Below are 1,204 nucleotides of genomic sequence, written 5' to 3'. Positions count from 1 at the left end.
GGCTGGAGCCGCACCCCGAGGCTCCCCGCGCCGAGGTGCTCCCGCGAGCAGCTGGTCCAGGCCCTCCACGAGGTGGGCGCACCGCACGCCCACACCACCGCCCTCGCCGACCACCTGAAGACCTCCACCACGGCCGTGAAGGAGGCCCTCGCCGCGGCCCGCATCCCCACCTCTGGAGGGGTGCGGATGAAAGGCCGGCCGGTGGCCGTCTCCCCGGGCGTGAAGAAGGACGACTTCCCACCGCTCCCCTCCCCCGGCGATGAGACCGTCCAGGAGGGGCCGTTGACCAGCAACAACAACGACAACAACAACAGCCGTGGCTTCGAGACGGTGCCCGACGAGGAGCGCCCCCACCGCACGCTCGTGCGCTGGATGAAGGCCGCGAAGTAGCCCCGGGGCGGCCCGCGCCTGCCAGCTACCGGCCGCCCCGGGTCCCATCCCAACCACGAGACAGGACCGCCATCATGGCACTCGGATTCAAGAAGCCCATCCAGCCCGACGACCCCCGCCTGGAGGGCCATGAGACCGACTACCAGGGCAGCCGCGGCGGGTGGCTGAAGCCCGCGAAGAAGGCCACCCCCGCCAAGCCGAAGAAGGGCTGACCACCATGCGCAACCTGCCCCACGACGACTACATCGAGGCCGTCACCGTCGCCCTCGACACCGCCGGCCTGCCCACCGAGGACGTCCGCACCGACGACTGCGAGACCCGCGGGACGTACTGCTACCTCAACGCCGTGATCGAGGTGAACCTCCAGCACACCAGCCACGCCGAGGACTGGCCGCACGGGCTGCTGCTGATCTGGGAGTGGCATTCCGGCATCGAGGCCGAGCACGGCGAGCCGGACAAGGGCCCCGTCTGGCAGTTCGCCGAGCTGAAGGAAGACGGCTCCAACGAGTACCCGACGGAGCTGCCGGTGTACGGCTACGCCAGCCCGGCCGCGGTCGCCGACGCCGCCCGCAAGGTGATCTCCCGAGAGATCGGCGCCGGCCACTCCTTCAACTACGGCCGGGCCAAGTGGGACGGCGGGATCATCGGCGACTCGTGGGAGCAGCACGCCGAGCTGGACGCCGCGTGCGAGGCCTGGGGCGCCGAGGAGGCCAAGGAGTAGCAACTGCCGTTGTCAGACCCTCGTCGTACAGCCACAGACTTCCATTTCTGCGTCTCTGGCTGCGACGCTCTCCGGGCCCGCCACGACCACACC

2 protein-coding genes and 1 pseudogene are annotated in these 1,204 nt (G+C 70.4%); all 3 read left to right on the top strand.

Translation table 11 applies throughout. The features are described from left to right. Window positions 1–390: pseudogene (locus ABZ281_RS49955) on the top strand (hypothetical protein); the annotation flags it as partial. Between the two features lie 74 nt (window positions 391–464). Further along, window positions 465–602: a hypothetical protein gene (locus ABZ281_RS49950; RefSeq protein WP_356665538.1), complete on the top strand. Its 138-nt coding sequence runs from the start codon at window positions 465–467 to the stop codon at window positions 600–602. 5 nt (window positions 603–607) lie between these two features. Then, window positions 608–1,111, top strand: coding sequence for a hypothetical protein (locus ABZ281_RS49945; RefSeq protein WP_356665536.1), 504 nt, complete (start codon window positions 608–610; stop codon window positions 1,109–1,111). Window positions 1,112–1,204: the final 93 nt, after the last annotated feature.

The organism is Streptomyces sp. NPDC006265 (genome assembly GCF_040613555.1).
Classification (GTDB): Bacteria; Actinomycetota; Actinomycetes; order Streptomycetales; family Streptomycetaceae; genus Streptomyces.
This window is presented reverse-complemented; position numbering and strand designations above follow the sequence as displayed.

Coding starts and splice junctions, on each gene's coding strand:
- ABZ281_RS49950 (WP_356665538.1), top strand. CDS start 465: ATGGCACTCGGATTCAAGAAGCCCATCCAGCCCGACGACCCCCGCCTG.
- ABZ281_RS49945 (WP_356665536.1), top strand. CDS start 608: ATGCGCAACCTGCCCCACGACGACTACATCGAGGCCGTCACCGTCGCC.